Source organism: Mycobacterium sp., from assembly GCF_036488105.1.
In the GTDB taxonomy this organism is placed as follows: Bacteria; Actinomycetota; Actinomycetes; order Mycobacteriales; family Mycobacteriaceae; genus Mycobacterium.
This window is the reverse complement of record NZ_DASXHW010000559.1, coordinates 1-24,755: the sequence shown is the minus strand read 5'-3', so window position 1 is coordinate 24,755 and position 24,755 is coordinate 1. Positions and strand designations below refer to the sequence as shown.

Here is a 24,755-nt window from a genome sequence, read left to right as displayed (position 1 = left end):
CGGAAGCGAAGGGAGCGGCAGCATGACGATCGACGAGTGCCGCCAGCGCATCGGCGGCGAAGTGTTCTACGAGCCCGAGGGCGGTCCCCGCGAGCAGGGAACGATCACCTGCGTGAGTAAGCACTTCGCTTTCGTCCGCTTTGAGGGCGGCGAGCACGCGAAGGCCGTGCACCCTGAAGACCTCGCCCTCGTCGAGGATGCGGCGCACGACGCGCGGCAGGAAGGTGACACTCGCGTGACCGACCGGAACGAAACCCTCCACGATCTCGCGGGCGTCCTCGCGGCGGTAATCACCCGCGACGACGTCAGCCAGCGGGAGTACGCGGAAAGGCTCCGCGCCCGTCTCGGCCTGAGCGGGGACGGCAACGCGGACGCGGCGGAGAGAGCGCTCCGCCCCGCGCTCGCCATCCCCGGCCCCCGGACGGTGACGTTCGACACCGGGGACTGGGACACGTACTCGGTGCTGACACTCGCCCTTGAGGAGCTTTCCGCCAGCCAGCGGGAGCGGGCGCGCGCGGGCCATGGCAGGGCGGTGCGCCGGGCGGACCGCGCCGACGAGATGCACCGCCAGGTGACGGCGGCATGGGAGAGACGCGATGGCTGAGAACTACGACCCGCTGCCGGACCTGGCGAAGCTGTTCGCTTCTGCCCTGCGCGCGGGACGGGACGGCTCCGCGTACGCGGACAGGATCGCGGCACGCCTCGGCCTCGGTGAGGACGACAGCCCCGAGACGGTGGCGGAGGTACTGGGGAAGGCGCTCGGCACAGGCGGTGAGCCCCGGTGATGCCCGACCATGACCGCGTCTCGCGCCGGGAGCGCCGCCGTGCATGGCGCGGCACGCCGTCCGGGCGCCGGGTGACGCACAAGACGGAAACCACCTACGGGCGCAAGCAGAGGGAACGGGACTGGCTCGCGGCCCGGCAGGCCGCGATCGACGCCGCCACGGCGGCAGGGGGGAAGGGAAATGCCTGAAACGGCAACGGAGGCACGCTGGACCGAGGCCGGCTCGGTTGAGGCCGGCGGCCAGAAGCTCACGTGCTGGCACGCGCCGGGCGTCGTCCGCCTGAAGGTCACCGACGCGCCTCCGGAGGACGGTTCCGCCGCCGCCGAGGTCGTGCTCGACCTTGGCGGGGAAGCCCGCGACGCGGTCATGCACCTGTTCGCCGCTGCCGAGCTGGGGGCTGAAAGAGAGGCCGGCCGGTGACCGCCTTCGAGCACCGCTACTACGTGCTGAACTGCAACGGGGACCAGCACCGCTGCCGCGCGGAGTTCCGGGGCGACCTCGGCGAGACGCGGGCGGCGGTTCGCAAGCGAGCCGCGAAGGCCGGGTGGACCCACGTGCATCCCGATCGCCACCCGCGCTCCTGGGACAAGGATTACTGCCCCGAGCACAAGCCCGCCGAGGCGAACGGCGGCTAGCCCTAGACGGCCCGTCCCCGCTCTCCACCCAGCGGGGACGGGCCCCTCAACCGACAGGAGACTGAAAATGGAAGACTTCAAGACCGACAACGTGATCGAGCGCGACCCGGTGAACGCAGAGCTAGAGCGGATGCGCGCCCTCTGGCAGTCACTCAAGGACGACCTGACGACGCGCATCAACAGCGACCACGGGGTGCACGCGCACTTCGTTGCCGCAGGCGACATGACCGCCGCCGCCCCGTACGGCGGCCTGCTCAGCGCGAACCGGACCACGCTGGCGAAGATGCGCGAGATGGAGGCGGACGGTGGCTGACCCCGGAACGCTGACGGCCGAGGCTCTCGCCGAAGCCCTCGCACGGGCCCGCGAGGAAACCCTGGCCGACGCCCTGCTCAAGCTCGGCTACAAGGGCCGGGCGGACCTGCGGCGGGTCCTCGACGCGACGGAGGCGGTGGCCGCGCATGGCTGACGGCACGCCGCTCGCCGCACTGGCGAAGATCAGGGGCCGCGGCTACCGCCGGGACGCGGGGGTTGCGGAGGCAGCGCGGCTGTCCGACTCGGCTGCTGTCGACGTTCCGCGCCTCCTGGCCGCCCTTGAGGCGGTACTGAAGCTGCACGAGGGTCGCGAGTGCAAGAACTGCGAGCCGGGCGCGCACCGCCGTTGCCGCCTCTGCGACGGCGACTGGCCATGCTCCACGTACAACGCCATCACCCGCGCGATAACCGGAGAGGAGATTTCCAGTGGCTGAAAACTCACTGACCGACGCCATCGGGGAGATCCGCAAGACCTTCAACCGCCCGTTCTCGGCCGACCGGGACACGTCCCTGCAACGTCTCCTGCTCGCCGCCGAAGTCGTCAGCCATGTGCACGGCGAGGACATCCTTTACGGCCTAGCCTCGGACGAGGACCACCCGGGCGCCTGCCCCCACGACCCGCAACGGGACTGGGACCAGCACTTCGAGGCCGACAGCGGCGAGTGGTGCTGCACTGACCTTCCCTCTGGGAGCGAGTGCCACTGCGGTGCGGACTGGCCGTGCGAGGAGTACGCCGCCGTACTGGGCGCCCTTACCGGGCAGGGAACGACGACGGTCCTCGCCGTGCTGAAAGAGAAGACCAGCGGCGATGGCTAGCCGCTTCTACGCCCCCGCCGAAGGCCCAGTGCAGATCGGCCTGACCGCCGTCACCGTCCCCCACCCGACCCGCGAGGGAGCGTGGCTTCCGGGCCTGTACTGGCGGCGCGACGGACGCGACCGGGCGGACAGCGCGCTCCTGATGCTCCCCGGCGTCACGGTACGGGCGGCCGACTTCCCGGCGGGCACCCGGCTCACCGTCACCGTTGAGGCGGAGAAGGAGAGTCCGGATGCCTGACGCGGAGATGAATACCTACGACGACCTTCCCCCGACGCAAAGCCTCGCCCTTGAGGTTCTAGTCGCCCGGTACCGTCTCGGGGAGAACTGCTGGACGTTCAGCACCCGGCACCGCCGGGCACTGGAGGGCCTCGCGGAGCGCGGGCTTCTCGGCTGGAAGCACGGGGTCATGCCGCGCACGTGCCTCGCGTGGCTGACCGGCGAGGGGAGCCGCGCCCTGCTGGGCACTGACTACAAGTCGCCACCCCTGAAGCTGCTCGAGGAAGCCCACTTCCTGCGCCAGAACGGCGAGTACGCGCCGGGCGGGAACGAGAACTGGCACGAGTGGGACGGCAAGGCGAAGCGGCTCCTGCGGGGCATGCTGCCGCCGGAGCGAGGCGAAGATGACTGACGTGCCCGAGATCGTAACCCGCGCGATGGCCCTTCCCGGCGCTATCGCCGCGGACCTCTCCGTCCTCGGCGGAATCCTCCGCTGCACCACCTGCGGCGGGGAGCGCCCCCTCGACGACGCCGCCGGGTACCTCCGCTACGGCTGGCCTCAGCACTGCGGGCAGACGATGTCGTGGGTGACGAACAAGATGCTCGCCGCCGAGAACCGCGACGTGCCGGACGGGTACGAGCTCGTGGCCGTCGCCGACCCGGACTGGCGGCTGGACTCCGGTCACGCGTGCCGCCGCCAGGGGCGGGGGCGCCGGGCGTGCGGCGAGCCGTCCGTCGCGGCGCTGAACCGGGGGCGCCGGACCAGTCACGGGCGGGTGGATGATTTCTGGTCCTACTGCGTGAGCCATCTATATGGTCGCTGGGTCGAGGCAGGCCGAGTAATGCACTGGGTGCTGCGGGAGGCGGCGCGGAAGGATGGGGAGCGTGACGACTGACCTGCTTCCCCGTCCTACGCCGGAGGTCGAGCACGTGCTGGCCGTCATCCGCGCCGCAGGCGGGCGGGCGATGCTGGTAGGCGGCTACGTCCGCGACGCCCTCATGCGCATCGACAGCAAGGACATCGACATCGAGGTCTACGGGATTGCGGACCCGGACGCGTTGGGCGCCGCGCTCGCCAGTACCGGGAAGGTGACGGAGGCGGGTAAGTCGTTCGGCGTGTTCAAGGTCCGCGCAGGGGATGCGGAGGTCGACGTCTCGCTGCCGCGCCGCGAGTCCAAGACGGGCGCGGGCCACCGCGGCTTCTCCGTCATCCCGGACGGCGAGCTCGGCTTCGCTGAGGCGTCCGCCCGGCGGGACTTCACCGTCAACGCGCTCATGGCCGACCCGGGAACCGGCGAGGTCATCGACTACCACGGCGGCCTCGCGGACCTGAAGGCGGGAATCCTGCGGCACACCTCGGCCGCGTTCGCCGACGACCCGCTCCGGGTCCTGCGCGGGGTTCAGTTCGCCGCCCGGTTCGGCTTCTACATGGCGCCGGAAACCGCGCGCCTGTGCCGTACCCTTCTCGGCTCGTACGCTGAGCTCTCAATCGAGCGGGTATGGGCTGAGTGGGAGAAGATCGGGACGCTGGGAACACGAGCGACCGAGGCGCTGGCCGTTTTGCGGGCTACCTGCTGGGACACGTGCTATCCCGTGCTAGCAGACATGCACCGCATCGTGCAGGACCCCGAATGGCATCCCGAGGGAAACGTCTGGACCCACGCCGGGCTGTCCGCCGACCAGGCCGCACGCCTCGCCGACGAAGGGGGACTGACCGGGACTGACCGCCTGGTCGTCGTGTTCGCGGCCCTGCTGCACGACGTCGGCAAGATCACCCACACGCAGGTCGGCGACCGGATCACTTCCCACGGGCACGCGGAGGCCGGCGTTGAGCCCGCCACGGCGTTCCTGCGCTCGGTCGGCTGCCCGCAGGACACCATTGCGCGCATCCTCCCGCTCATCTGCGAGCACATGTGCGTCGTCAACAGGCCGACGAAGCCGGCAGTGCGCAGGCTCGTCAGACGGCTTGAGCCCGCCACGCTCGCGGAGTTCTCCCTCGTTGTCGGCGCCGACCACAAGGGCCGCGGCGACCCGGGCGCGCCAAACCCCGCGGACCAGTGGCTTGAGATCGGCCGCGACCTGACGATAACCGAGCGCCCGCCCAAGGGGCTGCTGACCGGCCATCACCTGATCGCGGCGGGAATGACGCCCGGCCCGGCCTTCAAGCCGATACTGGCCGCTGCGCTGGCCGCTCAGGACAACGAGGAATTCGACAGTGAGGAAGGAGCGGTGCAATGGCTGAGCCGGAACTACCCGTCCTAGCCGAGGGTGACAGGAAGCCACCACCGAACATCCTGCTTGCGGGTGTCGTCGGATCAACTGCCTATGGGCTTGCGCACGACGGCAGCGACGTGGACCGCCTTGGCTGCTACGCCGCGCCGACCGTCGCGTTCCACGGCCTGCACCCGCCGACCGGGAAAGCCGCAACCTGGGTCAGCACGCACCCGGACGCCGTCTATCACGAGGCCGGCAAGCTGGCGGCGCTGCTCCTGAAAGGCAACCCGACGGTCACGGAGCTGGCCTGGCTCGAGGACTACGAGGTCCGGACGCCCGAGGGCGATGCCCTGATCGAGATCCGCTCGTCGTTCCTGTCGGCGAGGGCGGTCCGGGACGCGTTCCTCGGCTATGCCTCCCAGCAGTTCACGCGGATCAGCAACAGGGGCGACGGCTCGTTCTCCGCTGACACCAGGAAGAGGACCGCAAAGCACGCCCGCCATTTGTGGAGGCTGCTTCACCAGGGGACGGGGCTTCACCTGACGGGACGGCTGACCGTGCGACTGGCCCCGGAGATCGCCGTTGAGTGCCGCCGCTTCGGCGAGCGGATCGAGGCCGGGGACCTGGACCTCGCGCGCAAGGCGCTCGGCGGCGCGGAGGCTGCCTTCGACAGCCCCGGCGTGCTGCCTGACCGCCCGGACGAGGAGGCCGCCGAGCGGTGGCTCCGGAGCGTCCGCGCGGCGTACTGGGACCGGGAGTGCGGCACGGGCAAGGCGGTGACAGCGTGAGCGGCGACGAAGACGAGGCGCTGCGGGTCGAGTCGACGCGCGACCCTGACGGCGAGCCCGCGTGCCTGTTTACGTGGGGAGCTTTCCAGTGGTATGCGCCTGTCGCGGAAGTCCGCAAGGCGGCGCTGGACATGGTGGCGTGCGCCGCCTACGCCGAGATGATGATGACGCTGGTCGCGAAGCTGAAGCTGGACGGCGGGATCGCGTCAGCGCTGATCACTGACCTGCTCAAGGGGCGCGGCGTGAAGGAGTTCGGCACCCCGGGCACCCTGGACCTGCTGCCGGCGGGGTCGACCAGGTCCGGCGATGCCGTTGTCCTGCTTCGCCGGGGATCTAAGCGCGAGCCGGTGGCTGCCGTCACCGCGCGGTCCATGGCCCTCCAGTGGCTTGAGGCTGCCGAGGCGACAGAGTCCGACCAGCTTGTCTCCGAGGCGATGCGCGGGACCGGGATCAGCAGGGCACAGCAGGAGCGCCTGTTCGGGTACCTGCGGGAACTACGAAAGGAACCATCATGAACAGGAGCTTCGCTAACGGGAACGGCGAGTCCGCATCGGGCACGGCCATCCCGCTCTGGCTCCGCCACAACCTGGAGTACGCCGAGTATCGGGCAACTCAGTACAGCTCGTGGACGGTGATGGCGTGAGCAGGAGCATGGCCAACGGGAACGCCGCGGTCGTGAGCGGCCCGTTCGTCCCCCTGCACCTGCGGCACAGCCTGGAGTACGCCGAGGCCTGGGCGCAGCAGCAGCACTGGGCGCGCCTGCCGTGAGCGTCCTCTCCGCTTCCTTCACCGCGGCGAGGAGGTGACGGAAGATGAGATGCGGACCCCACTGCCAGAACTGGTGGGACGGTGACGGCAGGCCGCAGACAACGCACTGCGATGTCTCCGGCTGCACTCAGTGTCATCGCTAGCCAGCCGGTCGCGCCGCAACATCTAGCGGCACGACTGAGGCGGTACCCGCGGGCCGCCCCGGGTACCGCCTCAGTTCAAGTGGCACTTAAAGCCAGGCAAATCCTTCTTTGCCTACGAGAGTGTGCCTACTACCCGTATTCGAGATAATACGCACGGTTAGCATCGTTTTGTCAAGGAGCTGCCTTGGCGAGAGCCGCTGAGCTTGAAGATCCCACCGAGTTCATCCGCATCGCGAAATTCGACTGGCTCGTCACCCGCCGCAACCGCTTCCTCCACGCCGTCCGCGACAGCGAGTGGACCGAGGCCCACCGGGCGGACATGGCGGCGGACTGGGCAGTGACGACCCCCGTGCGCCTGGCCTGCGGGCAGGTGGCCCGGACGGTGACGATCCCCGGTGTTTTCTCCCGCATGGGGCTGCCGAGGTGCCGGGGGTGCTGCCGGGCGCTCGGATTCCCTCAGGGGACAGGATCGCCGAAGAACGTCAGCGGCCTAAGGAAGCGGGTCGGGCTGGACGGCGGCACTCCCGAGCGGACGCCGCGGCGTCGGAAGTTCGCGCGGAGGTCACGGCGGAGGAACGGGTAAGCCGCCGCGCCCGTACCATGCACTCATGCGCCCCGTGCTCGAGCTTGAAGACCTGTTCCCCTTGTGGGGGACGCTGCCGCGCCTGACGGAGGCAGAAAAGGCCGACGTCGGCGGCGCGGTCAGTCGCCGCCGGCTTGACGAGGTCCACCAGTGCGTGTTCTGCGGAGAGCGGGCCCGGACTGCCGTCAGCGCAGGCCCCTCGGACATAATCGGCCCGCCCTGCTGGCTCGACCTCTGCCATGCGCACTTCGGCGCCGTGCGGGACATCTGGATCCGCGACCCGTTCCTTCGCGACGACGTGATCGTCGACCGGTACTCGGCCTGGCTCGAGCGCGCGGCCTCGCGATCTTGACGGTTGTGCCTGGGCTTCTCTGATGCCGCCCCGTGACCCCAAGCTGTGCCCCGCACTCGAGGTCGCCATGCCCGCCGACTCCCCCGGCCGCGGTCCCGACCCGTCCTACCGCACCGGCCTCAACCTCCCCTGGGACTTCCTGTTCGGCGACGGGGACTGGCGCCGGGTCCGGGCCCGCGCGTGGTGGCGCGACAGGCACGGGCGCGAAATCGTGGAAGTGGAGTGGAGCATCGGCAGGGAGACGTTCAACGAGACTTACCTCGTCGACCGCGAGCGCATGAGGGAGATCGGCTAGGCGGAAGCGGAGGCGGCTTTCCTGTGCTCCCGGATCAGCGCCCGGACTTCGGCCATCGGGACGGGCTCAGGCAGCCGGCTCGCGCCAGTCCCCTGTGCCATCCGGGCGCGCCGGATGTACAGCAGCAGCGACTTGCCCGGCCGGAACCACTCGCCGTGGTCCCGATCCTCGGCGAACGCCTTGTGCGCCTCGTCCTCTTGGACCCGGCCGCCGACCGTGGCCAGCAGGAGCCGCAGGGGCCCGTGCTCGCCGCGGAGGCTGGACAGCCGCCCCCGGTAGTTCGATGAGTACCCGATCTTGATCAACCCGGTCGTCTCACTCAGCAGGTAGTAGACGACGCTGCTCGTCTCGCGGGCGATCCGCTCTGACTCCTTGCGCTGCTGCTTCCACTTCAGCGGCATCTCCGCGTGCCGCTTGCCGAACCAGTCGAGCGCCCGGTGGTAGTGATGGAGGCAGAGGTCGATGTCCCCGATCTCCTCAGTCGCGGTTCTGCCGCACGGGTCGCCCGCGAAGTGCACCCGGTTCGATGTCGCCCAGCGGGCCGCGCAGACGGGTCCGTCTGAGTCGATGACGCTCAAGTCAGTGACTCCGTTTCTGGGGAATTCCTGGGGACGCGAACAACGCCGGATGCACTCGGGTTCACCCGAACGCACGCGAGCGCACTACCGCTGACCTGCGGACGCGAACACGAGTGGTGTTCACCTGCGAAAACGGACAGTGCTGACGTACGGCGAATACTTCCGTTGGTAGAAAGATGCCGTGCATTCATCTCCGATCGCTTCGCCGCTGGTCACTAAGGGTGCGACCCTCAAACTGGACTACCGACTTCGCCGTTCCTGGGGAACTGCTGGGGACGAGGCGGGGTTTCCGGGCCTCGAGGCGCTGCCGGAGCATCTCGTCGAGCACCGCGACGGGACTCCGCTCGGACATCTCCAGGCGGGCGTCAAGCGCCGCCTCCCACGCCTCGGTTTGGGCGGCCGACAGCCGGGCGAGCATCTCCGGCGACACGTGCCGGTAGGCGCCCGAGATCCCCGGGATGCGGTGCCGCAGCACTGACTCCGACAAGATCTCCGGCGTGCCCACTTCCTCCATCCACGTCTTCACCCAGTGCCGCTCAAGGTGCGGGTGGACGCCGGGCTCGGTCACGGGCATCCAGCACCACTCCGCGCGGCTGGCGGCGTTCTTCCCCGACACGAGCTCGCCCGGCCAGTCCCCCCGGAGCGTCACCGCCTGCCCGACCCGGTCGTTCCGCTTGCGCCCCGGCCAGATCCCGGTGGCCGCCGCCGTGAACTTCTCCCCGATCGACGACCGGCGCCAGTGAGGGGCCGGGCCTTCCGGCCCCTCCCCGGCCGGCTGCCAGCCGGAGGCCTCGGCCGCGCGGAGCACCCTTTCCCTGGTGCTGGCGCGGATCCTCATGTCCGACCTGCCCAGTACCGCCGACACTGCGGTGTTGGTGACCCCGGCGAGCGCCGCGATGTCCTTCAGCGGCACGTTCCCCCGCTGACGCCGCGCCTCCTGCCAGCCGCGGAACATGTAGGCGCGGCCGTGACACGGGCACGGCACGGCGGGCACCCTGGCGGCGTGCCCCTCGAGCATGACCCGCATGAACGGGGGCAGCGGCACGTCCCCGTAGGAGTCGTCCTTCGGCGGGCAGCGCAGGAAGCCGCCCGGTGCCTGCTCGCGCAGTTCCTCGTACCCCCCGGGGCTGAGCTCGTACAGCTGCCACTTCACCCGCAGGATGCCCTTCGCCCTGCACTGGCGGCCGAGTACGTACTCGCGCTCCAGGCCGATGAGCTCGCCCATGCGCAGCGCGCCCCAGAACCCGGTCTGGGTCATGACGAACTCGTCGTCGCGGCCGGTGAGGATGCTCATCCGCTCGGCGATCAGCAGCACCTCGAGCGGCCCGGCGACCGGCACGTCACGGCCCTGGGATGTTCCCGTCCTCTCCCGTGCCCCGCTCTTGCGGCCCTTGCCGCGCTTTCGGGCGCACGGGTTGGTGTCGATGTGCTTCGGGACCGCGTCGCCGAGGCAGTTCGACAGTGTCCCGTGCCAGCTGCTGATGCTGGCCTCCGAGTACCCGTAGGACCGCTCGTGCCGCTTCCACTTCCCGATCAGTTCCTTGTCGATCTCGGCCAGGGAGTACTCGCCGAAGAAGGGGATGAGGTGGTCTTCGAGGTGGTGCCGGTAGTTGATGATCGTGGACCACGACAGCTCGAGCCCGGCGTGCCAGTCGGTGGCAAAGCCCCTGAATAGGGTCTGCCCCCGGTCGGACGGCTTCCACCGGCCGCCGCGGACGTCGGACTCGCGGTCCTGTCCGGCGAGCTTGGCGTCGGCCTTCTTCTCGAACCGGATGACCTCGTTGTGCTCGTCGCGGACGGTGAGCCAGGACCCGTCCGGCGCCTTGTAGCGGCCCCGGTAGTAGGCGCCCTTCGGCGAGGGGACTCTCTCGGCGTAGGCCATCAGGAGTCGCCTGACTTTTCGGCCTCCGCGAGGGCGGCCTCAAGGGTGTACTGCTCTAGGTCGGCAGCGATCGACCCGGCGATCTCCCGAACGCGCTCGTATGAGCTCGCCTCCGCCCCCGGCAGTGCATCCCGCGCCGTCCTGACGGCACGGCGCAGGCTGCGGACTGCCTTCATTGCGTCGATCCATGACAGGCGCAGGCTGTCGGCTGTCTTTTCTATGGCGGCGATCTCGGATGCCCCCTCGCTCGGCATCACTAGCCGCTCGGGAGTGACGCCGAGGACCGCGGCGAGGTCGACCATTTCTCCGTGAGTAGGGACCTGTGCGCCAGATTCGACGCGCCCGACAGTCGTCTGGTGCCACGGCCAGCCGAGCGCGTTCATCTCCCTGGCAATCCATGTCTGCGAGAGCCCCTTACTGCCGCGGATGGCGCGGAGGTTGGGGCCGACGTTCCGGTTGTCGGCGTGCCCTTCCGATTCCATGCCAGCGACTCTACAACATGATGTGGTCATGATGAATGCGCAACGGTGTTGAGTGCTATATGCTCCCGTTGTGGGCAATGCACACGACACGTACTCACCCCAGGCGATCGGCACGCGGCTACGGGAACTCCGCCGCGCCGGCCGGTGGTCGCAAGGGGGACTGGCCGCGGAGATGGCCGGCAGGAACTTCTCCTGGCACCAGAACACGGTGTACCGGATCGAGCGCGGGCAGCGGCGCGTCACCCTCGAGGAAGCCGCAGAGCTGGCGAGCATCTTCGCCGTGCCGCTATCCGATCTCGGGTGCGCGGCATGAGCCGCCCGACGCCGGGGGAACTGGCCGCTGTCGGTGCCCCGGTGCTGTACTCGCCGGAGGAAGCCGCCGGGATCCTGCCGGGGAAGACCGCCTACTGGCTGAAGAGGAACGCCGGCAAGGGGACCATCCCGTGCACTCGGCTAGGGCGAACCGTCATGTTCAGCCCTGCTGACCTGTCCGAGATCGCCCGCGCAGGCGCGAGGAAGCCGCAGGCCACATCCTCGGCTCCCGTACCGATCGCCGGGCGGCGCAATGCGCCAGAGAACGGGCGGACACTCCAGTCGCGAACTCCCAAGCGAAAGCAAGGTGCCGCATGACCGCGCCCGCCGTTCCCCCGCTCGCCGCGTTCCTGAGGCCGGAGCGTGAGCGGTGAGTCTCTTCTGGGGCCGCCGCGGTGACATGTGGCGACCGCAGGGCGGGGAGCGGCGCGCGTGGCGCGACCTGGTGCCCGGCGACCGGCTCGAGCTTGACCGGGAGGTATGGCGTGTCCGCGAGGTGCGCCTCGTGCCGGTTGCCGACTGGGACGAGGGCGACCAGCGGGGCTACCAGGCGATAAACGGCGCACGCGAATCCGAGGAGGACTGGCAGTTCAGGCCCGTCTACCTCGTCCTTGCCCCGGCGAGGGGCGGGAAGCTGCGGCACGTCAAGGTACGCCCCTACCGCGGCCCGCGCGCTTACGTCCTGCCCTCCCACTACCCGGTGTGCAGTGAGTGCGGGGACCCGTGGCCGTGCCGTGACCTGGAGATCGACGCGGAGGCCGGGAAGCAGATGGCAGAGGTGGCCCGGCTGGAGTCCATCCTCCCGGGCTGCTGCTGGAAGTGCGGCGAGCCGGTAACGAGCAGGCAGAAGTCGATCGCCTTTGAGGGCGAGAACCTGCTGCTTCCCGGCGGGCCGCCCGTGGTCTTCCACCTGCGCCGCGGGAGTCCCTACTGCTCGTCTGCGGCGGTCGACTACGACAAGAGGTGGGTGGCGGCTGAAGAGGGCCGGCATCCCCGCCTGTACTGCCCGGGGCGCCTGGTCGTCCACGTTGACGGCCGGGAGTGCAGCGAGGACCCGTACTGCCCAGAAGACCGGGTCCAGCACTCGTCGTTCTGGGACCACCGCGGGAGCGCCGCCTGGGTCCGCGAGTGCCTGCGGTGCATGGACGCCTGCGAGCAGCGGGGGATCGTCGTGCCTGAGGTGCCCGCGTGAGCTCCGATTACGAGAGGTCCCAGGCCGCCGGAGTCGCCCTCCTGCTGTCGATCGCGAGGAAGCAGAGACGGCCGCCCCGGACACTACTTCTTCCCCGGTGCCCGGACGACGGCGATCAGTACGCCCTGCTTGAGGCGGAGATCGCGGACGAGGAGTAAGAGGTGTCTCCCGGCCGACAGGAACGACCGGGAGCGCCAGCAGATCACATCACTCAAAGGAGATCCTACAGTGACAGCACCATCAGTACTTGACCCGTTCAAGCCCACCGAGCCGCCCCCGTCCCCTGACGGCGCCCCCGCGGCGGAGATCCGGGCTGAGATGACCGAGATCACCCCGGACCTGGCGCGGGAGTGGATCAGGCGCCACGAGGCGGTCGTGTCGGCCAACCGGGCGTCGAACGGCGGGAAGGCCCGCGACAACCGGCCGCTGCGGTTCGACGAGGGCGTCGACAAGTACGCCCGCGACATGAAGGCGGGCCGCTGGCACCGAAACGGCGAGTCGGTGAAGATCGCCCGGGACGGGACCATCGCCGACGGGCAGCACCGCCTGTACGCGTGCCTTCAGGCCGAGGTTCCGTTCTGGTCGGTCGTGGTGACCGGGGTCGAGCCGGAGGCGCAGGACACGATCGACACCGGGCTAAAGCGCAGGCTGAGCGACCAGCTCGCGATCGCGAACGAGAAGAACCCGGGCATCCTCGCGTCGGTGACCCGGTGGTCCCTGAGGTGGCTGCACGGCCTGCGCTCCAACGGCGGCGGGGCGGGCGGGTACTCGCCGACCCAGACGGAGATGCTGGACTACCTCGCGACAGACGCGAGGCTGCGGCTCGCCGCTGACTTCGCGTCACGGGCAAGGCTTGAGTTCAGGCCGGTGCGCGCGACCGTCTACGCGATGGCGTGGATGGTTCTCCACGGCGCGGACCACCTCGCCGCCGACGTGTTCCTCGAGCGGGTGCTCGACGGGGCGGACCTTTCCCCCGGCCACCCGGTGCTCGCCCTGCGGAACCGGATGTACAACGCGAAGGTGACCAGCGAGCGGCTCACCGAGCACGAGCAGCTAGCCCTGTTCTGCCTGGCCTGGAACGCGTTCCGCGAGGACCGGAAACTGTCGCGGCTCCAGCTTCCCACGGGCGGCCTGAACGCGAAGAACTTCCCGGAGCCGAAGTAATGACTCCAGGTCGCGAACGATCGCGTACGCCCGTGAACGGAAATGAGCGGGGAGAGACGGCCGTGGACAGCTTAGGCCACTCCGCCCGGCCAGGATCCCCCCTTGGCCGGGCGTCGCGCGGGATGTCCGTTATTGCCATATAAAAACCTACCCGTCCACGCCGGACTGCGCGGACTTAACAGGAAAAGGACATCCGAAAATGGCACGAGTTGAGCCTGAGCCCCTGCTGACACCTGCCGAGGTAGCTGCCCGGTTCCGCGTGGATCCAAAGACCGTCACCAGGTGGGCCAAGAAGGGCAAGCTCACGTCGATCCGCACGCTGGGCGGCCACCGGCGCTACCGGGAGACCGAGGTTCAGGCGCTGCTCGCGGGCATCCCGCCGCAGAAGCCCTGAACTGGGAATGTTTTTCCGTAAAAACCGGGCCGAACCGGGGCAACTGTGCTTGCTTACACACCGAAAGTGCCGCATAACCGCCCCGGTTTAGGCCACAGTGAAATGCTTCCCCGCGACTATGCGGGGAGACGATAAGAGAAGAATGAGGTCGATTTATGAAGGCACCAATGCGCATTGCCGCCCTGGCGGCCCCCGTTGCCGTCGCCGCTGCTGCTCTCGCCGGAGGCGGGACCGCGCACGCGGCGGTGACGCCGACGACGGTCACCGCCGTCACCCACGTGATCAACCGGCCGGACAACGGCCACGGCACCCCGCCCGTGTGGGCGTACGACACGTTCGCCCGGACGCTGACCGTCACGCTGGCCGCGCCGCAGCCGAAGGGCACCCCCGCCGGCGACCTTGCGTACGACGTGACCATCACCGACAAGGGCGGGTTCAGCACCGTCGGCGGCGCGGGCACGCCCAACCAGGCCGCCCCGGGCCTGAAGGTCGCGCACAACGGGGTCCGGGGCTCGGTCAACGGCAGCTACGCGCTGACGGCGACCGCCCCGGAGGGTGACACCCTGACCGGCATCGTCCCGGCCACGGAGAACGACAACTTCTCCTCCACGGGCGCCGGCTTTGTCTCCACCGGCGACTGGGCCAAGCAGGCGTTCGCCAGCCCGGCCGGCGTCGTCGTGGGCGGCGGCAAGTACAGCTGGACGTACGCCACCGCGTGCGAGAAGTGGGTCGACAGCTCCGCCAACGGCGACGGCAACACGGCGAACGACGGCAACATCACCGGCAAGACCTGCGAGCCGGCGCCGGCCCCGTACGTGTACGCGGGCCACGTCGTGAACGTCACCCAGCACACGGCCACGGTCGGCTGGTCGGAGTCGGTCAAGGGCTGGCCGTCGGACAACCACTGCGTCGAGGTGTACATGTTCGGCTTCGACACCCCTCCGGGCGTCGCGCACGTCGGTTTCACCTGCGACAACGGGAACCGCGCGGCCGACCTCGGCTACCTGCGGAACCTGGCGGCCGGCCACAGCGTCTCGCTGTTCGTCCGCCCGGCAGAGGGCAACTACGGCAGCCACCACCCGATCCCCGGCACGGACGCCAAGGCGCACGTCTACGTGGTCACGCCCCGGTAGCCAGCCCCGTAACTGAACAGCTAGCCCGCAGCGCCCCCCGGCAGACAGGTACCGCCGGGGGGCGCTGCTACGTTCCCGGGGCCGTGGCCGGACGACTTGAGACATTATTTTGGCGCAAAGTACCAGGTAGATAGGGAAGAAGCGATAGAATGTACGTAAGTGCCCCGGCGAGGCTGCGAACCCCCCGGGGCTTGGCCACTGCTTACAGGAGCAGCGACATGGGAACTCTAGTCGTGCCGCCCGGCACCGTCTTCGGCCGGCTCACGGTCATCAGGGAAGCACCCCGGGTCCAAGGGGGAGTCCGTGCCTATCGCGCCATGCTTTGCCGCTGCAAGTGCGGAACCGAGAAGGTCCTGCGTTTGGGTGCGCTGCGCTCCGGGACCGTAATATCGTGCGGCTGCGCTCAGAATGAGAGCGTAAGGCTGGATGTGCCCGCCGGAACCGTCTTCGCTCGTCTTACCGTGATCAGAGAGAGCGCCGGTCTCCCCGCCGGCCGCGCGATGCTTTGCCTCTGCGAGTGCGGCCAGCAGAAGGTAATCCTTCTCTCTAGCCTGCGCCGCGGCCACACTAGGTCGTGCGGCTGCCGCGGAGTAGCGCAGCCGGACCTTTCGCGGCTGAACCCCGGCGAGGTGCCCCTGTACGGCAAGAATGCCCGCGGGCGGGTTGCGCTAGTCGATCCGGAGGACTACGACCTCGTCATGCAGTACCGGTGGAACGTCGACGAGCACGAGCGTCGGAACCGGGGCGGCGGCAAGCACGGCCCTTACGCCATAACGGTCGCCCGAGGATCCATGGCGCGCATGCACCAGATCATCACTGGCTGGACTCTAGTTGACCACGAGGACGGGAACGGCCTCAACAACCGGCGGTCCAACCTCCGGGATGCTACGGGTACGCAGAATAGCGCGAATCAGCGTAAGCGAGTACGCCCTGCCTCCTCCAAGTACAAAGGCGTTACCTGGGATCGGCGTGACCGCAAGTGGAGGGCGCAGATAAAGGATGGCCCCCGTTATAGGGGACTCGGCTACTTCAGGACCGAAGAAGAGGCTGCCCGCACATACGACACCGCAGCGCTGGCAGCGTGGGGCGAGTTTGCGCTGCTTAACTTCCCGGAGGGGCGCTCCCTGGAGGACCCGCCCACGCGCACCCTGTGATTGCGTCGTGATCGCCACCTGGCGCTGACTTGGGTGCCTCCTGCGGCGCATTCCCCCGCTCCGGGTCGAACCTCCACAGGCCGCGCGGGTTGAGCAGGTCGAGCACGTGGGCGACGGACACCGACCCCGCGCCGCTGCCTAGGTAACCCTCGAGTGCGGCCGTGACCCGCTCGACCGTCCGCGCGTCCTCGCCTGCCTGGTCTTTCCTGCGGATCATGTGCTCACCCGTCCGTCAGTGTCAGCCGCCCGGCGAGGGCGGTCCCGTCACGCGCTGAAGTGTCGGTGACGAAAATCCGGTACCACCGGTTAGCCCCGACGTCGGCACGGGGGACGTTCCAGGTGAGCTGCCCGCCCGCGCAGTTCGTCACGGTCAGCCCGTGCCCGACGGTGTAGGTCACGCCGCTGGCGTCGGCGGCAACCGCCGTCTGCTTCAGCACGGCTGTCACCGAGGTCACCGACCCGAGGTTGAGGGGCGACCCCTGGTAGGTGAGGGCGGCGGCGAACTGGAGGTCGTCGCCCGCGATTAGCACCTCGCCCGCCGCGGGCAGGTTGATGATCTGGGTCAACTTATGCTCCCTCCGTAGGATGCGGCAGCGGCCACGGACCCGGCGTAGAGCGGGAACGCGAGCGCGACCGTGCCGCCGAGCAGCGCGTCGTCGATCACCAGCCCGCTCACGGCCGCCGTCATCGACCCGGAGCCCGACAGTCCGGCGGTTCCCGCGAGCGCCCCGGAGGCGGACGCGCCGAGCAGGCCGGAGCCTGCGAGAGCCGCCGCTCCCGGCACGGTGACGCCCGGCGAGGCGGCGAGCGCGCCGAGGCCGGACAGCGCGGCGGTGCCGCTGAACGACCCGCTGGCGGTGCCGCTAGCTGTCAGCGACCCCGTCCCTGACAGCGCGGAAGCACCCGGGACGCGCTTGAAGCCGGCCGCGGCCAGCGACCCGGAACCGGACAGCCCGGCGCCCCCGCCGTAGGTGACGGCCGGCTGAGCGGCCAGGCTGCCCGTGCCCGAGAGCGCCGCAGCGCCGGGGAACTGGCCCGACACCGCGCCGGAGGCGGTCAGCGACCCGGAGCCCGACAGCGCCGCCGTTCCCCTGTAGGTGCCTGCCTCGGACGCGCCGAGCGACCCTGACCCGGAGAGCCCGGCCGTGCCTGGGACGGCCTTATGCCCCGCCGCCGTGAGTGACCCGCTGCCGGACAGTCCCGCCGTCCCGGCGTACGTGACGGCCGCTGCCGAGCCGAGCGACCCGGCGCCGGACAGGCCTGCGGTGCGGCGGTACGTGACCGCGGCGGCTGGCGTGAGCGACCCCGACCCGGACAGTCCCGCGGCACCCGGTGCCGCCTTGTGCCCTGCGGCGGTGAGGGTTCCCGATCCTGACAGTCCCGCCGCGCCAGGTGCGGTTACCAGCGCCGCCCCGCCCAGCGAGCCGGATCCCGACAGGCCCGCGGTTCCCTGCGCCTCCGGCATGACCATGATGGCGGCGAGGGCACTGCCTACCCAGTCGTCATGCCACGCGTGGCTGCTCTCGAGGGTGTTCCACGCGCCGTTGAACAGGATGCCCGCCGAGGTGAGCTCGGGCATGTACGCGTTCACGTCAGCCTGGAAGGCCTGGTAGCCGCCGATCCACAGCCGCTCGTAGGCGGTGAAGCCGCCCGCCGCCCACGCCGACAGGTGGGCGCTGGACAGCTCGTAGTTCGCGGTGAAGTTCGCGTCCGTGCCGTAGCAGTCCGCCGGGTCGCCGCCCACCGTCCCGTGGAAGGCGTCATTGCCGTCGTAGGAGGTCATCATCGCGGGGAAGTCCCACGACGCGCACGCCGCCCACACGTCCGGCCGGCGGAAGATGAGGCCCTGCCCGCCGATGCCCGACTTACTGAACCCGATGAGGTAGTTCTTCTCGCCCCCGCTGGCGAACGAGCTGGCGCCCATGTACGCCGCGAGGGCGGTCATGAACGACTCCTGGCTCTGCTGGGCGTTGCCCGGGTTGTCGGCGTACCACGGCTGGATCGGGAAGCTCGGCACGACGACGGTCGTGTTGTAGGCGTTGTGCGCGCCGAGGTCGTCGCCGATGACGGAGATCGGGTCACCGTAGGTGGTGTCCAGGTCGTTGCTTACCGGCAGCGCGAACAGGAAGCTGTGCGGGTAACTGCCGGACGGCGACGACGGGGGAAGTATCCGCAGCGTGGACGCGGACGGCCCGTTGAGGGGGCTGGTGACGCTCCACGTCTGCGTGCCGTCCCCGGCGGTGGACACGAAGGTGGCCGAGATCGGCGGGACCGCCGTCCCCGTGGCCGTCAGTGACCCCGACCCGGACAGGGAAGCTGTGCCGCGGGCTGTCTCCTGCCGCGCCGCCGTCATCGACCCGGAGCCCGACAGCCCGGCCGTCCCCGCGTACGTGCCCGTCGCCGTCGCCCCGAGCGTCCCTGAGCCGGACAAGGGCGCGGTGCCGGGGTGCGCGGTCCCCGAGGCCGCCTTCAGGGTGACGAGGACCTGGCCGTTGAACGTGGCCGCGCCGAAGCTCCCGGCGTACGTGACCGTGCCGGCGGACGACAGGACGTTGTACCCGGCTTGCAGGGTCCTGGCGGTGCTCGTCAGCGTGGCCGTGTTCACCCACGGGGACGACGGCCCGGTTACCGTGGTGTTGTACCCGTAGGCGCACGCGACTGCCAGCTCTGATGCCTGGGCGGTGGCGCCCCCGGTGGACACGGAGAACGCCGGGCCGCTGGCGGTCCCGCCCGAGTCGGCCGTGCCGAACTGGTCAAGAACGGACGACGCGGCGATACCGGAGGCCTCGAACACGTACGCCAGGGTCACCGCCACCCCGGGGACAGTGACCGTTACGTTAGTCTGGCCGCCCGCGCAGTTGGGGTCGGCCCAGACCGCCAGCTGCTCGGCGCCGTTGGTGAGGTCGCCCGCCGCCTTCAGTGCTGCCCAGTTGTCGCCGGCCCCGCCGAGCGTGACGGACGAGACCGAGGCGAGGCCGACGCCGCTCCCCATGCCGATGCAGGCGACCAGGCAGTTGCCCGCCGTGGTGGCGGCGCCGAGGGTGACGGTGACCGTGTTGGCGCCCGTGTTGCCGGCGGACTGGACAACGGCAGCCATCAGGCGCCGCCGGGCTTCGGCTGGACCAGGCTAGGCATGCGGGCCCCCGGATGCCGGCTAGGTCACGAGGCTGCCGGGGCGCGCCCCCGGTGCCGGCGTGCCGGCCGGGCTGAGCAGGGTGGCCCGGGACTGGCTAGCCACGCGTAAACCCATTTGCCCGGTTTGTCACCATGTAGACGCATTTGCGGTAATTGATCCCGATGCGAACTGGACCGTATCGCCGTTGACCACGCCGGAAATAGACGTACCGAGGATGCCCCACAGGTACCGGACCGGCGTGCCCGCGGCATCCCAGACCTCGATCGCGGTGATGGCGGTCCAGGTGCCCGTTGCGGTCCACGTCACCGCGTTCGCGTTGGAGAACGACCCGCCGGAGACGGTGCCCGCGAACGCCGTTCCCAGCGAGTTGCTGGCCACGCTTCCCGGCGTGTAACCGGGGCAGTTGATCGCCGTCGCCTCGGTGCCGCTCCCGGTTTCCGACCCGTTGGCGGTGTAGAGCCGCAGGTGGAACGGCGGGGTGATCGTCATCGACACGCCGCCGGAGCCGGAGGCGTTCCACGTCACGGTGCCGGTGCTCTTGAACAGGTTGGTGAGGATATTGTTGACCAGCGACTGGTCCGTCATGCCGGCCATGTCAGGCTCCTAGCTGCAAGGCGACGGGCATCCCGTAGTGGACGACGGGGCGGCAGACGGCACAGCCCTCTACCCTGAGCCCGCAGTGGCCGCCGGGGCAGTCCTCCCCTGCCGGGGTGATGACGGTGCAGGCGAGCGGGTTGGAGCGCGTGCACGCCGCCCCCGCGTGGCCGGCGCCCCCGTTCCCGGGGCAGGAAGCCGCCGCCTGGCCGTGGTCATGGTCCTGCGCGCAGCAGCCGCACCACGTGACCGAGCCCGCGTCGACGCCTTCGGGGATCTCCGCCATGGCGAGGCACGACATGCACTGGACGCGCTGCATGCCCGGCGCGGTGGCCGTGCCCGGGCTCACCGTCCGGACTGGCGGCTGTTCGGTCATAGGCCGGCTCCGTTCTCTCCTGAGCACAGCGTAGTCCGATGCACGTGCGGATGCACGCCACGAATGCACGTGCACGCGAAGTTCCGGCAGTGCCCGTGTCCACGGGCGCCATCTGGTTCGTTGTTACCGGCGAGACGTGGCGGTAGCCCCTACGTCGATGCCACTGTCACGGGCACGTTTGTCGTGTTCCAGGCGCTGAGCAGGCCGCTCAGTGACTGGTCGAGCGTCGTGTACGGAGTGACGGTAGCCGTCTGGGTGAAGTCGTCGTAGCTGTACGCGCCTACGGTGAACTGGATCGGCCCGGGGGCAACGGACCCCCCGTACGCAAAGTCCGTTAGGACCAGCTGCACCATCGAACCAGCCTGGTCGCAGGCGATATCCACGGGCTGGCCGCCCATGTTGAGCAATTGCCCGTGGCTGACAGTGAACGGGCCGGCCCAGGAGGCGGCCTGGTATATCTGCAAAATCGAGTTGCCGACAGCCTGCGCCTGCGCGCTGGTCATGACTCCTACGTCGCTGAGATCGACGTACTGCTCGAGCGTTCCGTGAGCCGCGACCGAGGCAGTGTCCTGCGCCAGTACGACGTTATATGAGGCCGGCGCCCCGGTCGTGGTGTTGTCGGCAGTTTGCGTAAACCGGATGAACAAGCTGTTGTAGTAGCCGCCCAGCGTCCGTGAGATCGGCGTCGTGCACACCAGCAGCCGGTTCGGCACGGTGGGGAGCGGGGAGATGGACAGGTTGTTCCCGCCGTAGACCGCGCCGCCTGGCTGGCTGTTGACGTACCACACGAGTCCGCCTCGCGTGCAGATGAGGCCGAGGAAGGCGGTGACGGTCTGCGATCCGGGGTCGGTTGCCTGGCCGAGCCAGTACTGCGAGGCGTACGGCGAGGAGTTCAGTCCCGGGTTGCTCCACGGCAGGCCACGGATAATAGCCCGGTTGATGATCTCGTCGGGCTCCCCGGCGGGCCACACGTCCCCGGGGGCGTAGAACGCCACGTAGTTCTGGCCGAGGTTGCCGGCCCCGACCGCGGTCAGGGTCCACCCTGCGGATGATGCCTGCGACTGGTCCAGCTTCCCGTACCAGACCTGATGGCCGCCCCGGGTGACCTTGACCTGCCAGCCGGTGCCAAACAGCTGGGTCTTGTAAGCGGCCGGGCTCATGATGGTCATGGTGAGCTTGTCGCTCCCGCCGGGGCAGGCGAACGAGTAGGTCAGGGCGGTGACCTGGCCCAATGTCCCGAGCCACTGCCAGTTCGACGACCCGGGCGGGGCGACGGCGACCTGGCTCGACCCGGGAAGCGCCTGCGGCGTAGCCACCCCGCCGACGCCGTTGACGAGGCCGCCGACCACCTGCGGGATAGTGAGGATGCCGGTGCCGACCAGGGCGATAACGTAGCCGAGCTTCTCCCCGGAGATCCCGAGCGTGCCGGATCCCGTCAGGGCTACCGACTGCTCCTGTGTGCCAGTTTCGACGGCGCCGAGCGTCCCTGAGCCGGCGAGTGCCGCAGATTCCTGCCAGGTGACGGACCGCGCGGCGGACAGCGACCCGGAGCCCATCAGGGAGGCCGACCCGCCGCTGACCAGGTAGGTGCCCGTGAGCGTGCCGGTCCCCGACAGGGCGGCGGCGCCGGGAACTGCCACCTGAGGGGTGCCCGACAGGGTGCCGGAGCCTGACAAGGCGATGTCCGCACCCGGTACCAGCACCATCGGGGAGCCTGCCAGCGTGCCCGACCCGGAAAGCGACGCCGCCCCGGAGACGGTGGTTACCGCCTCGTACAGCAGGACCGCGATGCCGCTGCACCCGTCCCCGGTGTCTCCGAGGTTGGGGTGCTGGCTCGCGCTGGTGCACGCCGCGTTGTAGACGAGGGGGTTGCCGTTGGCCGGGTCGATGTTGTACGTGTAACCGGACGTGCTACCGCTGGTAGCCGTACCATTATCGAACAGGAAAGCGCAGTACGCCTCGCCGCCGCCGTGAGACGGGTTGACCGTCGGGCAGGTGGCGCCGCTGGCGACGTCGATGGTGGCCGAGGTGTCCAGCGTCACGCTGGCGTACCCCGACGTAGTGCTGAACTCCTGCCAGGCGATCCGCAGGGTCGGGCTGCCCGCGTTCGTGGTGATGGTGACGGTGGCGCCGGCAGTGCCGGTGACCTGGCCCTTGAATACCGTCTCCACGCCGGAGTTCGCCGTGAAGGCCGTGTGGGCGACGAGCGGCGAGGAGTCCCACGTGACGTTGCCGCCAGACACCGACGTGGCGAAGTCCGCCGACGTCTCGGACCAGACGAACAGCAGCAGGACGTTCCCGGTGCCGTGCGGGGTAAGGGTGAACGTCTTGGATGTCGCGAAGTTGGCCGTGCTGGTGCCGACGCCCGCGAACGTCACCCTGCCACCTCCCCCTTAGTCGTCAGTTGGAGACGTGCGCGCCGATGATGACCGAGATGGTGTTGTTGATGACGTCGATCACCTGGTCTTCCCACGGCGTGCCGTGCGGGATCGGGTAGCCGCCGGGGCGGTTCTGGCCTCCCGCGTAGCTGCCGGAGTGGGAGCCGGAGAACGTGCCGGAGAAGTTCGCGGCGGACAGGGTGCCGTCGGCGACCAGGCCGCCGTGGGAGGTGAAGCCGTGGACGGTGGCGGCCCCGGAGACCGACAGGGTGCCCGAGTTGACCTGGCCGGAGACGTTGTGGTCGCCGCCGACGGTGACGGTGCCGTCAACGCCGAGGTTGCCGTGGGACGTGAAGCCGAACGTCGTCGCGGCGCCGGACGCGGAGACCGTCTGCGCGTTCACCTGCCCGTTGACCGTGTGGGAGCCGTTGACCGTGACGTTGCCGGAGATCGTCCCGCCGGTCTTCGGGTAGGCGTTCGCGGCCTGCGGGCCGATCGTGGAGATGACGCCGTTGAGCCGGTCCTCGACGGAGCGCGTCTTCGGCGTGTTGGCGAGGCTCGCGCTCGCGGTCATGCCGACGAGCGCCCACAGCAGGGACACGACCTCCGTCTCCCGGCGCAGTGCGCGGGCAGCCATGCGTGCCGCGAGCAGGGCGAGAAGCAGCAGCAGGAGCTTCTTCATGTCACCGTTTCCCACATGATCACTCACACTCGATCGAAAAAGTAGCAACTGAAGTAGCTCAAAGAGACGTTCGGGGCGGTGCCGTCGGCGCAGTAGCAAAATAGAAGGTTGTCAGCGTCCGCAGGCTCCACGTACAAGGGGCCGCCGCTGATCGCGGTGCAGTTGTCCATCACGCTGATCGCGTCGGGGCGCCCGTTCTGGCTGCCCATGATCCGGCCGAGCGACACGTTCGGGTCGGGCGCATCAATGAAATAATTGACGTATCCGCTGGTCGGCTCGTTGATGACGACCGTCTGCCCCATCGTGTCCAAGAACAGGCAGTCGAAGAAGCGGTCGGACGTGTTGGAATCCGTGACGCTCACGGTGTAGTAGCCGCCGACGTTGTCGGGCGCCACCGCCTTAACCGGCAGCGTGAGCACCCCTGCGGTGACGATCCCGTTGCTCACCTGGTTCGGGGCGACCGTGACCGGCAGCGTGGACACGGAGTAGCCCGGTCCCCCGGCGAACTCGTACTGCGTCACGGTGACCGTGATGTTCCGCGTCGTCCCGCTGGAGCTGCCGCCGGACCACGAGCTGCTGACCAGGTAGATCGTGTACGTGCCGCTGAAGTCGGCGTTAACCCCGGTCACCGGCTGCGGCATCGTGTACTGGTGCGTTCCGTCGGGCGCGTCCCCGCCGCCTCCCACGCTGACCATCGGCTGGAACGTCTTGGTCGCGCCGAGCGGCGGCCGGTGGACGATCAGGGACTTCATCGCCCCCGGGGCGTACGGGGTGATGACGAGCTGCCCGCGCGCCCCCGCGCCGCCTGCCACGGTGGTGCCGGACGAGTCCGCGCCGCCGCCGCCCCCGCCGGGCGCCGACCCTGCCGACCCTGCCGACCCGGCCGTGGCACCTCCGGCCCCGCCCGCCCCGCCGCCGGTGACCGCGATGCCGCCCGACGCCGTCGGCGCGCCCGTCGTCGCCGGGTAGGTGAGCCGCACCTGGCCTGCTGCCCCCGCGCCGCCGGCGAAGGAACTGAAGTACGAGCCGCCGCCGCCGCCGCCCGGTGCCGTCCCGGGCTGCCCCGCGCCGTTATTCGCCCCGGAGCCGTTCCCGCCGGAGCCGCCCTGGGCGGGCCCGGTCGCGCCGTTCGGGCTGCCCGCGGCGTTGCCCTGCGCCGCGGGGCCCGCGCCCGACCCGCCGCCGCCGGTGTAGGGGTAGGCGTTGCCGCCCTTGCCGCCGTTGTGGCCGCTCGTCCCGGTGCCGCCTGACCCGCCGTTGCCGCCGCCGCCGAACCCGGTGTCCTGCCCGCCCGCTCCCGGCTCGGCCAGGGCCTGGGAGCCGCCGTCCCCGGTGAAGCTGGACAGCCCGCCGGCCGCCCCGTTGCCGCTGGAGGTTCCCCCGCTCCCG

General features: G+C 69.8%; 34 protein-coding genes and 1 pseudogene. 26 read left to right on the top strand and 9 right to left on the bottom strand.

All coding sequences use genetic code 11. The features are described 5' to 3' along the window. The 18 genes from VGH54_RS29560 to VGH54_RS29475 form a co-directional block, all read left to right on the top strand. A partial coding sequence (locus VGH54_RS29560; RefSeq protein WP_331515738.1) for a hypothetical protein occupies positions 1-604 on the top strand: 604 nt, incomplete at its 5' end. Then, positions 597-785: a hypothetical protein gene (locus VGH54_RS29555; protein ID WP_331515737.1), complete on the top strand. Its 189-nt coding sequence runs from the start codon at positions 597-599 to the stop codon at positions 783-785. The genes VGH54_RS29560 and VGH54_RS29555, both read left to right, overlap by 8 nt. A 180-nt stretch (positions 786-965) precedes the next feature. After that, positions 966-1,205 (top strand): hypothetical protein, encoded by a 240-nt coding sequence (locus VGH54_RS29550; protein WP_331515736.1) that lies wholly within the window; start codon positions 966-968, stop codon positions 1,203-1,205. Beyond that, on the top strand, positions 1,202-1,420 hold the full coding sequence (locus tag VGH54_RS29545) for a hypothetical protein (RefSeq protein WP_331515735.1): 219 nt from the start codon (positions 1,202-1,204) through the stop codon (positions 1,418-1,420). Before VGH54_RS29550 ends, VGH54_RS29545 begins: the two co-directional genes overlap by 4 nt. A 67-nt stretch (positions 1,421-1,487) precedes the next feature. After that, the gene (locus VGH54_RS29540) at positions 1,488-1,733 is read left to right on the top strand and encodes a hypothetical protein (protein WP_331515734.1); all 246 of its coding nucleotides are present in this window, start codon (positions 1,488-1,490) and stop codon (positions 1,731-1,733) included. Beyond that, positions 1,726-1,887, top strand: a complete 162-nt coding sequence (locus VGH54_RS29535) for a hypothetical protein (protein ID WP_331515733.1) — start codon at positions 1,726-1,728, stop codon at positions 1,885-1,887. Before VGH54_RS29540 ends, VGH54_RS29535 begins: the two co-directional genes overlap by 8 nt. Then, positions 1,880-2,167 carry a hypothetical protein gene (locus tag VGH54_RS29530; protein WP_331515732.1) on the top strand — a complete coding sequence of 96 codons (288 nt, stop codon included), beginning with the start codon at positions 1,880-1,882 and terminating at the stop codon, positions 2,165-2,167. Before VGH54_RS29535 ends, VGH54_RS29530 begins: the two co-directional genes overlap by 8 nt. Further along, complete coding sequence (locus VGH54_RS29525) at positions 2,160-2,549, top strand: hypothetical protein (RefSeq protein ID WP_331515731.1); 390 nt, start codon at positions 2,160-2,162, stop codon at positions 2,547-2,549. The genes VGH54_RS29530 and VGH54_RS29525 overlap by 8 nt, the downstream gene beginning before the upstream one ends. Beyond that, positions 2,542-2,787, top strand: a complete 246-nt coding sequence (locus VGH54_RS29520; protein WP_331515730.1) for a hypothetical protein — start codon at positions 2,542-2,544, stop codon at positions 2,785-2,787. The genes VGH54_RS29525 and VGH54_RS29520 overlap by 8 nt, the downstream gene beginning before the upstream one ends. Next, positions 2,780-3,178 (top strand): hypothetical protein, encoded by a 399-nt coding sequence (locus VGH54_RS29515; RefSeq protein WP_331515729.1) that lies wholly within the window; start codon positions 2,780-2,782, stop codon positions 3,176-3,178. Before VGH54_RS29520 ends, VGH54_RS29515 begins: the two co-directional genes overlap by 8 nt. Beyond that, positions 3,171-3,662: a hypothetical protein gene (locus VGH54_RS29510; RefSeq protein WP_331515728.1), complete on the top strand. Its 492-nt coding sequence runs from the start codon at positions 3,171-3,173 to the stop codon at positions 3,660-3,662. Before VGH54_RS29515 ends, VGH54_RS29510 begins: the two co-directional genes overlap by 8 nt. Continuing rightward, a complete protein-coding gene (locus VGH54_RS29505) occupies positions 3,652-5,028 on the top strand; it encodes a CCA tRNA nucleotidyltransferase (RefSeq protein WP_331515727.1) in 1,377 nt (458 codons plus the stop codon). Before VGH54_RS29510 ends, VGH54_RS29505 begins: the two co-directional genes overlap by 11 nt. Continuing rightward, positions 5,001-5,768, top strand: coding sequence for a nucleotidyltransferase domain-containing protein (locus tag VGH54_RS29500; RefSeq protein ID WP_331515726.1), 768 nt, complete (start codon positions 5,001-5,003; stop codon positions 5,766-5,768). The genes VGH54_RS29505 and VGH54_RS29500 overlap by 28 nt, the downstream gene beginning before the upstream one ends. Then, complete coding sequence (locus tag VGH54_RS29495) at positions 5,765-6,283, top strand: hypothetical protein (protein WP_331515725.1); 519 nt, start codon at positions 5,765-5,767, stop codon at positions 6,281-6,283. The genes VGH54_RS29500 and VGH54_RS29495 overlap by 4 nt, the downstream gene beginning before the upstream one ends. Then, positions 6,280-6,411 (top strand): hypothetical protein, encoded by a 132-nt coding sequence (locus VGH54_RS29490; protein WP_331515723.1) that lies wholly within the window; start codon positions 6,280-6,282, stop codon positions 6,409-6,411. The genes VGH54_RS29495 and VGH54_RS29490 overlap by 4 nt, the downstream gene beginning before the upstream one ends. Continuing rightward, positions 6,408-6,536: a hypothetical protein gene (locus VGH54_RS29485; protein WP_331515722.1), complete on the top strand. Its 129-nt coding sequence runs from the start codon at positions 6,408-6,410 to the stop codon at positions 6,534-6,536. Before VGH54_RS29490 ends, VGH54_RS29485 begins: the two co-directional genes overlap by 4 nt. Before the next feature lie 751 nt (positions 6,537-7,287). Then, positions 7,288-7,614 carry a hypothetical protein gene (locus tag VGH54_RS29480; protein ID WP_331515721.1) on the top strand — a complete coding sequence of 109 codons (327 nt, stop codon included), beginning with the start codon at positions 7,288-7,290 and terminating at the stop codon, positions 7,612-7,614. A 22-nt stretch (positions 7,615-7,636) separates the two neighbouring features. Continuing rightward, positions 7,637-7,909, top strand: coding sequence for a hypothetical protein (locus tag VGH54_RS29475; protein ID WP_331515720.1), 273 nt, complete (start codon positions 7,637-7,639; stop codon positions 7,907-7,909). On the opposite strand, the gene VGH54_RS29470 is transcribed toward VGH54_RS29475, so the two are convergent. From VGH54_RS29470 to VGH54_RS29460, 3 genes are all read right to left on the bottom strand, one after another. Next, positions 7,906-8,487: a GIY-YIG nuclease family protein gene (locus VGH54_RS29470; protein ID WP_331515718.1), complete on the bottom strand. Its 582-nt coding sequence runs from the start codon at positions 8,485-8,487 to the stop codon at positions 7,906-7,908. The two genes, VGH54_RS29475 and VGH54_RS29470, sit on opposite strands and share 4 nt — an antisense overlap. Positions 8,488-8,674: 187 nt before the next feature. Further along, positions 8,675-10,369 (bottom strand): LacI family DNA-binding transcriptional regulator, encoded by a 1,695-nt coding sequence (locus VGH54_RS29465; RefSeq protein ID WP_331515717.1) that lies wholly within the window; start codon positions 10,367-10,369, stop codon positions 8,675-8,677. Continuing rightward, on the bottom strand, positions 10,369-10,851 hold the full coding sequence (locus tag VGH54_RS29460; protein ID WP_331515716.1) for a helix-turn-helix transcriptional regulator: 483 nt from the start codon (positions 10,849-10,851) through the stop codon (positions 10,369-10,371). The genes VGH54_RS29465 and VGH54_RS29460 overlap by 1 nt, the downstream gene beginning before the upstream one ends. Positions 10,852-10,921: 70 nt before the next feature. On the opposite strand from VGH54_RS29460, the gene VGH54_RS29455 reads away from it, so the two are divergent. From VGH54_RS29455 to VGH54_RS29420, 8 genes are all read left to right on the top strand, one after another. Next, on the top strand, positions 10,922-11,164 hold the full coding sequence (locus VGH54_RS29455) for a helix-turn-helix transcriptional regulator (protein WP_331515715.1): 243 nt from the start codon (positions 10,922-10,924) through the stop codon (positions 11,162-11,164). Further along, positions 11,161-11,481, top strand: a complete 321-nt coding sequence (locus tag VGH54_RS29450; RefSeq protein WP_331515714.1) for a hypothetical protein — start codon at positions 11,161-11,163, stop codon at positions 11,479-11,481. The genes VGH54_RS29455 and VGH54_RS29450 overlap by 4 nt, the downstream gene beginning before the upstream one ends. A 52-nt stretch (positions 11,482-11,533) precedes the next feature. Next, on the top strand, positions 11,534-12,355 hold the full coding sequence (locus VGH54_RS29445; RefSeq protein ID WP_331515713.1) for a hypothetical protein: 822 nt from the start codon (positions 11,534-11,536) through the stop codon (positions 12,353-12,355). Continuing rightward, positions 12,352-12,513, top strand: a complete 162-nt coding sequence (locus VGH54_RS29440) for a hypothetical protein (protein ID WP_331515712.1) — start codon at positions 12,352-12,354, stop codon at positions 12,511-12,513. Before VGH54_RS29445 ends, VGH54_RS29440 begins: the two co-directional genes overlap by 4 nt. 70 nt (positions 12,514-12,583) lie before the next feature. Then, entirely contained in the window at positions 12,584-13,519 is a 936-nt protein-coding gene (locus VGH54_RS29435; RefSeq protein WP_331515711.1) for a hypothetical protein, read from the top strand. A 199-nt stretch (positions 13,520-13,718) separates the two neighbouring features. Next, a complete protein-coding gene (locus VGH54_RS29430; RefSeq protein ID WP_331515710.1) occupies positions 13,719-13,913 on the top strand; it encodes a BldC family transcriptional regulator in 195 nt (64 codons plus the stop codon). 155 nt (positions 13,914-14,068) lie between these two features. After that, positions 14,069-15,046, top strand: a complete 978-nt coding sequence (locus VGH54_RS29425; RefSeq protein WP_331515709.1) for a hypothetical protein — start codon at positions 14,069-14,071, stop codon at positions 15,044-15,046. Between the two features lie 218 nt (positions 15,047-15,264). Next, on the top strand, positions 15,265-16,200 hold the full coding sequence (locus VGH54_RS29420) for an AP2/ERF family transcription factor (RefSeq protein WP_331515708.1): 936 nt from the start codon (positions 15,265-15,267) through the stop codon (positions 16,198-16,200). A 221-nt stretch (positions 16,201-16,421) separates the two neighbouring features. On the opposite strand, the gene VGH54_RS29415 is transcribed toward VGH54_RS29420, so the two are convergent. The 6 genes and pseudogenes from VGH54_RS29415 to VGH54_RS29390 form a co-directional block, all read right to left on the bottom strand. Further along, on the bottom strand, positions 16,422-16,766 hold the full coding sequence (locus VGH54_RS29415) for a hypothetical protein (protein WP_331515707.1): 345 nt from the start codon (positions 16,764-16,766) through the stop codon (positions 16,422-16,424). Next, a complete protein-coding gene (locus VGH54_RS29410; RefSeq protein WP_331515706.1) occupies positions 16,763-19,297 on the bottom strand; it encodes a hypothetical protein in 2,535 nt (844 codons plus the stop codon). The genes VGH54_RS29415 and VGH54_RS29410 overlap by 4 nt, the downstream gene beginning before the upstream one ends. Before the next feature lie 165 nt (positions 19,298-19,462). Continuing rightward, positions 19,463-19,930, bottom strand: coding sequence for a phage tail fiber protein (locus VGH54_RS29405; RefSeq protein WP_331515705.1), 468 nt, complete (start codon positions 19,928-19,930; stop codon positions 19,463-19,465). A gap of 525 nt (positions 19,931-20,455) precedes the next feature. After that, a complete protein-coding gene (locus VGH54_RS29400) occupies positions 20,456-22,684 on the bottom strand; it encodes a hypothetical protein (RefSeq protein WP_331515704.1) in 2,229 nt (742 codons plus the stop codon). Positions 22,685-22,706: 22 nt separating this feature from the next. Then, entirely contained in the window at positions 22,707-23,366 is a 660-nt protein-coding gene (locus VGH54_RS29395) for a hypothetical protein (RefSeq protein ID WP_331515703.1), read from the bottom strand. A 23-nt stretch (positions 23,367-23,389) separates the two neighbouring features. Continuing rightward, positions 23,390-24,755 (bottom strand): annotated as a pseudogene (locus VGH54_RS29390) (hypothetical protein); the annotation flags it as partial.

Bases quoted from the DNA above. Each gene is read 5' to 3' on its own strand.
- VGH54_RS29555 (WP_331515737.1), top strand. From the start codon at position 597: ATGGCTGAGAACTACGACCCGCTGCCGGACCTGGCGAAGCTGTTCGCT.
- VGH54_RS29550 (WP_331515736.1), top strand. From the start codon at position 966: ATGCCTGAAACGGCAACGGAGGCACGCTGGACCGAGGCCGGCTCGGTT.
- VGH54_RS29540 (WP_331515734.1), top strand. From the start codon at position 1,488: ATGGAAGACTTCAAGACCGACAACGTGATCGAGCGCGACCCGGTGAAC.
- VGH54_RS29530 (WP_331515732.1), top strand. From the start codon at position 1,880: ATGGCTGACGGCACGCCGCTCGCCGCACTGGCGAAGATCAGGGGCCGC.
- VGH54_RS29520 (WP_331515730.1), top strand. From the start codon at position 2,542: ATGGCTAGCCGCTTCTACGCCCCCGCCGAAGGCCCAGTGCAGATCGGC.
- VGH54_RS29515 (WP_331515729.1), top strand. From the start codon at position 2,780: ATGCCTGACGCGGAGATGAATACCTACGACGACCTTCCCCCGACGCAA.
- VGH54_RS29510 (WP_331515728.1), top strand. From the start codon at position 3,171: ATGACTGACGTGCCCGAGATCGTAACCCGCGCGATGGCCCTTCCCGGC.
- VGH54_RS29500 (WP_331515726.1), top strand. From the start codon at position 5,001: ATGGCTGAGCCGGAACTACCCGTCCTAGCCGAGGGTGACAGGAAGCCA.
- VGH54_RS29490 (WP_331515723.1), top strand. From the start codon at position 6,280: ATGAACAGGAGCTTCGCTAACGGGAACGGCGAGTCCGCATCGGGCACG.
- VGH54_RS29480 (WP_331515721.1), top strand. From the start codon at position 7,288: ATGCGCCCCGTGCTCGAGCTTGAAGACCTGTTCCCCTTGTGGGGGACG.
- VGH54_RS29475 (WP_331515720.1), top strand. From the start codon at position 7,637: ATGCCGCCCCGTGACCCCAAGCTGTGCCCCGCACTCGAGGTCGCCATG.
- VGH54_RS29465 (WP_331515717.1), bottom strand. From the start codon at position 10,369: ATGGCCTACGCCGAGAGAGTCCCCTCGCCGAAGGGCGCCTACTACCGG.
- VGH54_RS29460 (WP_331515716.1), bottom strand. From the start codon at position 10,851: ATGGAATCGGAAGGGCACGCCGACAACCGGAACGTCGGCCCCAACCTC.
- VGH54_RS29450 (WP_331515714.1), top strand. From the start codon at position 11,161: ATGAGCCGCCCGACGCCGGGGGAACTGGCCGCTGTCGGTGCCCCGGTG.
- VGH54_RS29430 (WP_331515710.1), top strand. From the start codon at position 13,719: ATGGCACGAGTTGAGCCTGAGCCCCTGCTGACACCTGCCGAGGTAGCT.
- VGH54_RS29425 (WP_331515709.1), top strand. From the start codon at position 14,069: ATGAAGGCACCAATGCGCATTGCCGCCCTGGCGGCCCCCGTTGCCGTC.
- VGH54_RS29420 (WP_331515708.1), top strand. From the start codon at position 15,265: ATGGGAACTCTAGTCGTGCCGCCCGGCACCGTCTTCGGCCGGCTCACG.
- VGH54_RS29410 (WP_331515706.1), bottom strand. From the start codon at position 19,297: ATGGCTGCCGTTGTCCAGTCCGCCGGCAACACGGGCGCCAACACGGTC.
- VGH54_RS29405 (WP_331515705.1), bottom strand. From the start codon at position 19,930: ATGGCCGGCATGACGGACCAGTCGCTGGTCAACAATATCCTCACCAAC.
- VGH54_RS29395 (WP_331515703.1), bottom strand. From the start codon at position 23,366: ATGAAGAAGCTCCTGCTGCTGCTTCTCGCCCTGCTCGCGGCACGCATG.